Genomic DNA, 7,061 nt, shown 5'->3' with positions numbered 1-7,061 from the left:
GAAGTCGCCCTGTGTCGTCAGATGGGCTTCGAGGCCATGTGCACGCGCGATCGCGGCAAGGGCGGCGAAATCGACGTGGGACGTGAGGTCGGCCTCACCGGGATTGGCCAGCACATCTTCGTGATCGTGGCTGCGCAAGGCCTGCAGCGTGTCCCCGACACCCGGCTGGAAATGGCCGTAATCGAGAAACAGGCCGGCGCCGCCATGCCTGGATATGCGCTCGGCGATTGTTGCCATCAGCGCGGTGCGGGCAGGTGCCACTTCGGCGATCGCGCCTTGCGGCGCGTGAGCGGCATCGGCGGGCAGCAGCGTCGGGTCGACCGAGCCGGCGCCGGCGAAGAAGCAAAGGTCGTTGGTCTCGTCGAGGCCGACCATGCGCTCGCGCCAGCCGGCGCCGGCGCGGATGAACTGGCGGATGGGAACGGCGTCGAACAGTTCGTTGCCGACGATGAACAGCGATTGTTGCGGCAAGGTCTCGATGGTTTCGTGCCAGCCAACCGCGAAGGGTGTGACGCCAAGCGTCTTTTTTTGCACCTCGGTCAGGCGCGGGCTTGTCTCGATCATGGCGAAGGTGGCGCCGTTGGCCAGGTCAGGATCGAGCCGCGACAGCGTGCGCAGCATGTCCTTCATCAGCGTGCCGCGGCCGGGTCCGATCTCGGCGATGGTGGCCGACCGCGACCGGCCGCCCGCCAGCCAGGCTTGATAAAGCCACACGGCGACCAGTTCGCCGAACATCTGGCTGATTTCCGGCGCGGTGATGAAGTCGCCGCCCGCACCAAAGGGCTCGCGCGTCGTGTAGTAGCCGTCCGCCGGGTCGAACAGGCACAGCGCCATGTACTCGTTGACGGGAAGCGGCCCCAGGGCCTCGATCAGGTCGACGATGCGGGTCTTCAGCCGTGTCATGCCGGCTGCGGCTGTGCCACCGGCTTGGCGGTCAGCATCGCCCAGATGCCGGCCAACACCATCGGCGACGACAGGATCATGCCCATGGTCAACCAGTTGGTGCCGAGGAGATAGCCGAGCTGCTGGTCGGGTTCGCGGAAGAACTCGACGAAGATACGCGACAGGCCGTAGCCGCAGATGAAGGCGCCGCCGACGAAGCGCGGCGTCTTCAGCTTAAGGCGCGAATGGGTGAGGATGCGCAGCACGAGGAACAGCACCACGCCCTCCAGAAGCGCCTCGTAAAGCTGGCTCGGATGACGGGCAAACGGCCCGCCATTGGGGAATTCGAACGCCCAGGGCACGTCGGTTGGCCGGCCCCACAGCTCGGAATTGATGAAGTTGGCGACGCGCACCAGGCCAAGGCCGACCGGCACGCCGGCCGCCACGACATCGAACAGCGACCAGGTGCGGATGCCGCGCTTGATGGAAAACAGCGTCATGGCGAGGATGACGCCGAGCAGGCCGCCATGGAACGACATGCCGCCCTGCCACACGGCGAAGATATCGAGCGGGTGCGCGATGTAGCGCGCCAGATCATAGAAGAGCACATAGCCGGTGCGGCCTCCGAGCACGACGCCGATGGCCGCCCAGACGATGAAATCGTCGAGATCCTCCGGCTTCATCGGCAGGACGCCGTTCGGCCACAGCCTGGCATTGGCGGCGAGCCGCTTGGCATACCACCAGGCGAACAGGATGCCGACGATATAGCCGACGCCATACCAGTGCACCGCCAGCGGCCCGATCTGGATGAGGATCGGGTTGATGTTGGGGAAGGGCAGGGAGGCCAGCGGCAGCAGGAAATATTCGTTCAACGGGGAACTCTCGATTGCGAACGTGTTTCGGCGCGGACCATGCGGCAGGGTTTTGGCAGGGTCAAGGCAAGGTGGGCGCACTCGACTTGATGCCGCAGCAAGGTGCAACAAGCTTGCATTCGACGCGCGGCGCCACTACGTCAATTTTGTGCAAGCGCGAGGATTTGCCATGTCGACCGGACCGAACCGCATTCTCGATGAATTCGCCAAGCTGATGACCGACGCCGCCGGCGCCGCCCAGGGCGTGCGCCGTGAGGTGGAGACCGCCTTCAAGGGGCAGGCCGAGCGCATTCTCAACACGATGGACGTGGTGCAGCGCGAAGAGTTCGAAGCCGCGCGCGAGATGGCCGCCAAGGCGCGGGAAGAAAACACCCGCCTTGCCGCCCGCATCGAGGCGCTCGAGGCGAAGCTTGCAGAACTGGCCGGCGACGCCACATCAGCGACGGCCGCCAAGCCGCGCACAAAAAAATAATCGTTAAACTTTTCCACATAGCCCGATCCTGAAAAGCGCTTTGCCGTGAATCGCTTAACGGCATTGCATGAATCTTTGTGACAGCGGCTTTCCACATGCGAATGACGCAGTGCGAAAAATTGGGCTGTTCACGCGACTCCCGATCAATAGACTGAATTTGTTGCATGATTCGGAGCAGGATCATGCGACCGGGCGGTGGGGTCCGGTCTGGGGTCTTTGCGTCGAGAAGTCGTCTTTGCGCGAGGAAAGTCCTGGCCGTCCGAGTTCTAGACAAGATTGTTCGTTGTGTGTGCCCTCCCGCGGAGCGTGTGGCGGCGCTCGTACAGAACGACAGGAAGCATTCCATGGAACTTCTCGAACTCGAATTCTCCCGCGAAATCCATCCGGTGGATGTTATCGAGCAGGTGGCCCACAACAACGACTGGTCTTTCGAGCGGGCCGGCGACGACGAGATTTCGATCTCGGTTGCCGGAAGCTGGACCGACTATCACGTCTCCTTTTCGTGGATGGAGGATTTCGAGGCGCTGCACCTGGCCTGCGCCTTCGATATCAAGGTGCCGGAGACCCGCACGCTGGAAGTGATGCGGCTCTTGTCGCTGATCAACGAGCAGATGCTGTTTGGCCATTTCGACCTCTGGGAGCAGGAGGGCGCGATCATGTTCCGCCAGTCGCTGCTGCTGGCCGGCGGGGTCGAGCCGTCGAGCCAGCAGGTCGAAGTGTTGCTGTCGTCGGCGCTGGAAGCCTGCGAATGCTATTTCCAGGCATTCCAGTTCGTCGTCTGGTCGGGAACCTCGGCCAAGGATGCCCTGGCCGGTGTGCTGTTCGAGACCTACGGCAACGCCTGAGTCCCCGTTAAGGCAGACAAGACCAAGATGAGTTCGAACACCGAGCGCAAGCCCGAGATCAGTTTTGCCGATTTCGATCGTGTCGACATCCGCGGCGGCACGATCGTCGAGGCCGAGCCGTTTCCCGAGGCGCGCAAGCCCGCGTTCAAGCTGAAGATCGATTTCGGCGCCGGCATCGGTATCAAGAAATCGTCGGCGCAGATCACCAAATACTATACACCGGAGACGCTGATCGGCCGGCAGGTGTTCGCGGTGGTCAATTTCCCGCCGCGCCAGATCGGTCCATTCATGTCGGAAGTGCTCACTCTCGGCTTTCCCGACGAAGAGGGCGCCGTGGTGCTCGGCGCGATCGAGCGTAAGGTGCCGGATGGCGGGCGGTTGTTTTAGGGTCTCAACTGGGGATCGGAATCCCCCGCGAACCGGGATGGATTGATAATCCTTTCGGCAGATGCTTCAGCATGAATTTCATGCCATGTCGTGACAGGAGTGTCGCGCGTGGACATCATCCGCTTTTCCTGTCCGCGTCGACCAATTTCCTTATTCTGTAAAATTTGAACTGTTTGCCTTCGGCGATTAATTCAAGGTTGCCGTGTCGTGGCGGGCTGCGCTCCGGCGCGATTACCAGCAGATAGTCAAAGTCACGGGTCCAATGCGCTGCATACGCTGCCTCGACCGGTGGTAAAGCACCGGCGGCGTAGGCCTCCAGCTCAGACATCGGGATAGGCCCGCCTTGCGGTACGGTCAGGTTTGCCACTTCCGGCCGGGGCCTCACCGGCTGTTTTCCCGGATAGGTGAACAGCGTTGGCATCAGTGCATTGCGTGTGACTACAGCCAACGCGGCAGCATTGTACATTGGATAAAGGAGCAGATTCGTTGGCGGGTCGTCTGGGAGGCCATTCTGGCCGGTAAGGATTCGCGAACCCATTGGAATGGCGTCGAACGCGGTCATAAGGGCACGATATTCGCCGCGGCACGACAATTGGGCCCAGATCGCGATGCCACTGTTTGCAAGCCCGGCGCCAAACGCCAGCGCGACGAGAAGTGTTCCACGCGAGCCTTGCGGACGCTTGATCGTGACGAAGGCTGGCAGGATCAGAACAAGCGCCAGAAGGACGCGCCCGTCGACAAAGGCCGTGTCCGCAACGCGAAACGGCATGAGAATGAACAGGCACAAGAGCCCAAAGCCTATCCAGCAGCCGACGCGAGAGACCGCCACCATCCTGTGCTTCACCGCAAGGTAACTGAGAATGACCAGCACCACGGTCACGGCTGAGGAAGTGTATCTGCTGAAGCCGTTGACTTGAACCAGCGCCAACAATTTCGCCGACAGGGCCCATTCGGTTCCTTCGCCACCCACTTTGCCGCCGTAGGCGAGCGCCAGGGCGCCAACTGCGACGACCGGAGCAGCCATTCCGGCAACCAGCAAGATCGTGCGTTTCCAATTCTCAATATGGTCTGGCCAGCGGGAGAGTTCGTACAGCCCCACCACAATGCCATACAGGCCGAGGGCAAATAGGTGAGAGATATACAGAACCACGACGAAGACGGCGTGGATCGCAAGGCGCAGCGGCAAAGGTCTTTCCGCAAGCCAAATCCAAACCGCGATGGACCAAAGAACGATCCCGAGTCCAAATTCAAAATTCACGAATCCGAAAGCGAAAGGCATGGCGTAGAGGAAGAGCGAAGCGACGAAGCCGCTGAGGATCACACGCCCCTGTGCGGCCGCTCCGACGGCCATTGCCCCGCTGACGACCAGCATTTGCGAGACTAGATAGAAAAGCTTTGATGCCAGCTCGATCCCGATCAAGCGCCCAGCGAACGGGACGACGAGATCCATGGCTAGATTAGGGTAGGGTGCCCACGCGGCTTCATAGTAGGGATGGGCTTCGGGCGTACCGGCGCGCATCAGGATCGACATTCTTGCGAGATGATTTGGATAGTCTGCCATAGCGGGTATGTCGACGAGCAGTACGGGCAAGAAAGCCACCACCAGCAGAACTATCAGCAAGATACCTTCTGGCCTGATGAAATGGCTCGTGTAACTGTTGATTTTGTTGCTGGCTGTTGCTTCGAGCATGCCACAATGTAGGTAGAAATGGTAAATTTTGAGTCGCCGACAATTATCAATCTGACTTGGTCATGGCTCCGAAGTCGCACAATACGTCACGCCGAACCATCCCTTTGAAACAAGGTGCCGTGGCAGACTAACGGTTGATTGTGCGTCGCCGCGCTTTGTCATCCGTGGCGGTGTGTCAGCTTCGCCCTTGGATAACGAAAAGCACGATCAGGCCGCCAGCTTTCGCCGTGTGCCCAGTGCTTCCTCGACCGTATCGAGGAACATTTCCGCACAGGCCTTCCAGCTATAGCGCATGGCGCGTTCGCGGGCTTCGGCACGGTCGACGTTGAGCGCGGCGAGTGAGGCCTCGCGCAAATCGTTGGAGACCGCGCCGCCAAAACCATCGCCGACAATGTCGATCGGCCCGGTCACCGGATAGGCGGCAACCGGCGTGCCGCTGGCCAGTGCCTCGATGATGACGTTGCCGAACGTGTCGGTGCGGCTCGGGAAGACGAAGACGTCGGCCGACGCATAGATCTCGGCCAGTTCGTCGTTGGGGCGATGGCCGAGGAAATGCGCTTGCGGATATTTCGCCTTCAGCCTGGCAAGCTCGGGGCCTTCGCCGACGATCACCTTGCTGCCGGGCAGGTCGAGGTCGAGGAAAGCACCCAGGTTCTTTTCGATGGCGACGCGGCCGACGCAGAGGAAGATCGGGCCGGGGAAGCCGAGGTCCTTCTTCCTGTCCGGGCGGAAATGGTCGGTGTCGACGCCGCGCGTCCATGGCCGCAGCTTGGTGAAGCCGCGCGCGGAAAGGTCGTCGGCGAGCGACTGGGTGGCGACCAGCGTGCCCTGGCCGGAATTATGGAAATCGCGCAGCCAGCGATAGGCCCAGCTTTCCGGCACCGGCAGGCGGGCGCTGAGATATTCGGGGAAGCGCGTGTGATAGCTGGTGGTGAATGGACGGCCGGCATTGCGGCAATAGCGCCGCGCCATGATGCCCAGCGGTCCTTCGGTGACGATGTGGATGTGGTCGGCCTTGCCGGCGTCGATCAGGCGCGCGACATGGCCGGGCGTGGTCAGCGCCAGCCTGATGTCGGGATAGGTCGGCAAGGGCAGGGTGCGAAAGATATTGGGCGTCAGGAAATCCACCGCGACGTCGAAGGACTTCAGCGTCTCGGTGAGCCGCTCCAGCGTGTGGACGACGCCGTTGACCTGCGGGCGCCAGGCATCGGTGACCATCAGTATGCGCATGGCGGCCCTTTGCTTGAAAGGTCGACGGTTGCCTTGAGACGATGCCGGAACGGCGACCAGCCTGCTGCTCTCGCTTCGCTCCAGCGCACCCGGACAGGTACGGGGTCGAAGTGAGGCGGCAAGGCCGAATCAATTGAGGTCGCGCGCTTCATGCGCGCTCTTGATCATGGTTTCATGACGGGCGGATGAAGCCGTTTCCACTTTTCGCAATCGTGCCCGGTTATGCCGGAACCTTGATGATGGCGCGCAGTCCGCCGAGCGGGCTGTCTTCAAGAGTGATGTCGCCGCCATGGGAGCGGGCGATGTCGCGGGCGATCGACAGGCCGAGCCCGGTGCCGCTGGCATCGAGGTTGCGGGCCTCGTCGAGCCGCACGAAAGGCTTGAACACGTCTTCGCGTCGATCGGCGGGAATGCCCGGACCATCGTCGTCGATGGTGACCAGCAGCGAGCCGCGGCCATGGGTGGCGTTGACCTCCACCGTCTTGGCATAGCGGAAGGCGTTGCCGATGACGTTGGACATCAGCCGGGCAAAGGCATTGGGCCGCACATGCACATCGTGATCGCCGGCAAGCGTCGTCGACAGCTTACGCTTGCGCAGCCTGGCTTCCTCGTCGAGCTTTTCGAAATAGGCCTCGAGATCGAACCGTCCGGCGTCTTCCGAAGCTTCGCCGCGGGCAAAGGAC

8 protein-coding genes are annotated in these 7,061 nt (G+C 61.8%); 3 read left to right on the top strand and 5 right to left on the bottom strand.

The window, feature by feature from the left end; translation table 11 throughout:
- A partial coding sequence (locus ENZ75_RS15410; RefSeq protein ID WP_164887836.1) for a class I SAM-dependent methyltransferase occupies window positions 1–903 on the bottom strand: 903 nt, incomplete at its 3' end.
- Window positions 900–1,754 carry a prolipoprotein diacylglyceryl transferase gene (gene lgt, locus ENZ75_RS15405; RefSeq protein ID WP_027162149.1) on the bottom strand — a complete coding sequence of 285 codons (855 nt, stop codon included), beginning with the start codon at window positions 1,752–1,754 and terminating at the stop codon, window positions 900–902. The genes lgt and ENZ75_RS15410, both read right to left, overlap by 4 nt.
- A 169-nt stretch (window positions 1,755–1,923) precedes the next feature.
- Here lgt and ENZ75_RS15400 point away from each other — a divergent pair, with 169 nt between their 5' ends.
- From ENZ75_RS15400 to ENZ75_RS15390, 3 genes are all read left to right on the top strand, one after another.
- A complete protein-coding gene (locus ENZ75_RS15400; protein ID WP_063168840.1) occupies window positions 1,924–2,226 on the top strand; it encodes an accessory factor UbiK family protein in 303 nt (100 codons plus the stop codon).
- 344 nt (window positions 2,227–2,570) lie between these two features.
- Window positions 2,571–3,071, top strand: coding sequence for a YbjN domain-containing protein (locus ENZ75_RS15395; protein ID WP_013530009.1), 501 nt, complete (start codon window positions 2,571–2,573; stop codon window positions 3,069–3,071).
- A 27-nt stretch (window positions 3,072–3,098) separates the two neighbouring features.
- On the top strand, window positions 3,099–3,458 hold the full coding sequence (locus ENZ75_RS15390; protein WP_063168839.1) for a tRNA-binding protein: 360 nt from the start codon (window positions 3,099–3,101) through the stop codon (window positions 3,456–3,458).
- A gap of 115 nt (window positions 3,459–3,573) precedes the next feature.
- On the opposite strand, the gene ENZ75_RS15385 is transcribed toward ENZ75_RS15390, so the two are convergent.
- The 3 genes from ENZ75_RS15385 to ENZ75_RS15375 form a co-directional block, all read right to left on the bottom strand.
- The gene (locus ENZ75_RS15385; RefSeq protein ID WP_063168838.1) at window positions 3,574–5,148 is read right to left on the bottom strand and encodes a hypothetical protein; all 1,575 of its coding nucleotides are present in this window, start codon (window positions 5,146–5,148) and stop codon (window positions 3,574–3,576) included.
- 207 nt (window positions 5,149–5,355) lie between these two features.
- The gene (locus ENZ75_RS15380; protein ID WP_013530012.1) at window positions 5,356–6,378 is read right to left on the bottom strand and encodes a glycosyltransferase family 1 protein; all 1,023 of its coding nucleotides are present in this window, start codon (window positions 6,376–6,378) and stop codon (window positions 5,356–5,358) included.
- 220 nt (window positions 6,379–6,598) lie between these two features.
- A partial coding sequence (locus tag ENZ75_RS15375; RefSeq protein WP_245481157.1) for an ATP-binding protein occupies window positions 6,599–7,061 on the bottom strand: 463 nt, incomplete at its 5' end.

The organism is Mesorhizobium sp. M7A.F.Ca.CA.002.04.1.1 (assembly GCF_004022805.1).
Classification (GTDB): Bacteria; Pseudomonadota; Alphaproteobacteria; order Rhizobiales; family Rhizobiaceae; genus Mesorhizobium; species Mesorhizobium ciceri.
This window is presented reverse-complemented; position numbering and strand designations above follow the sequence as displayed.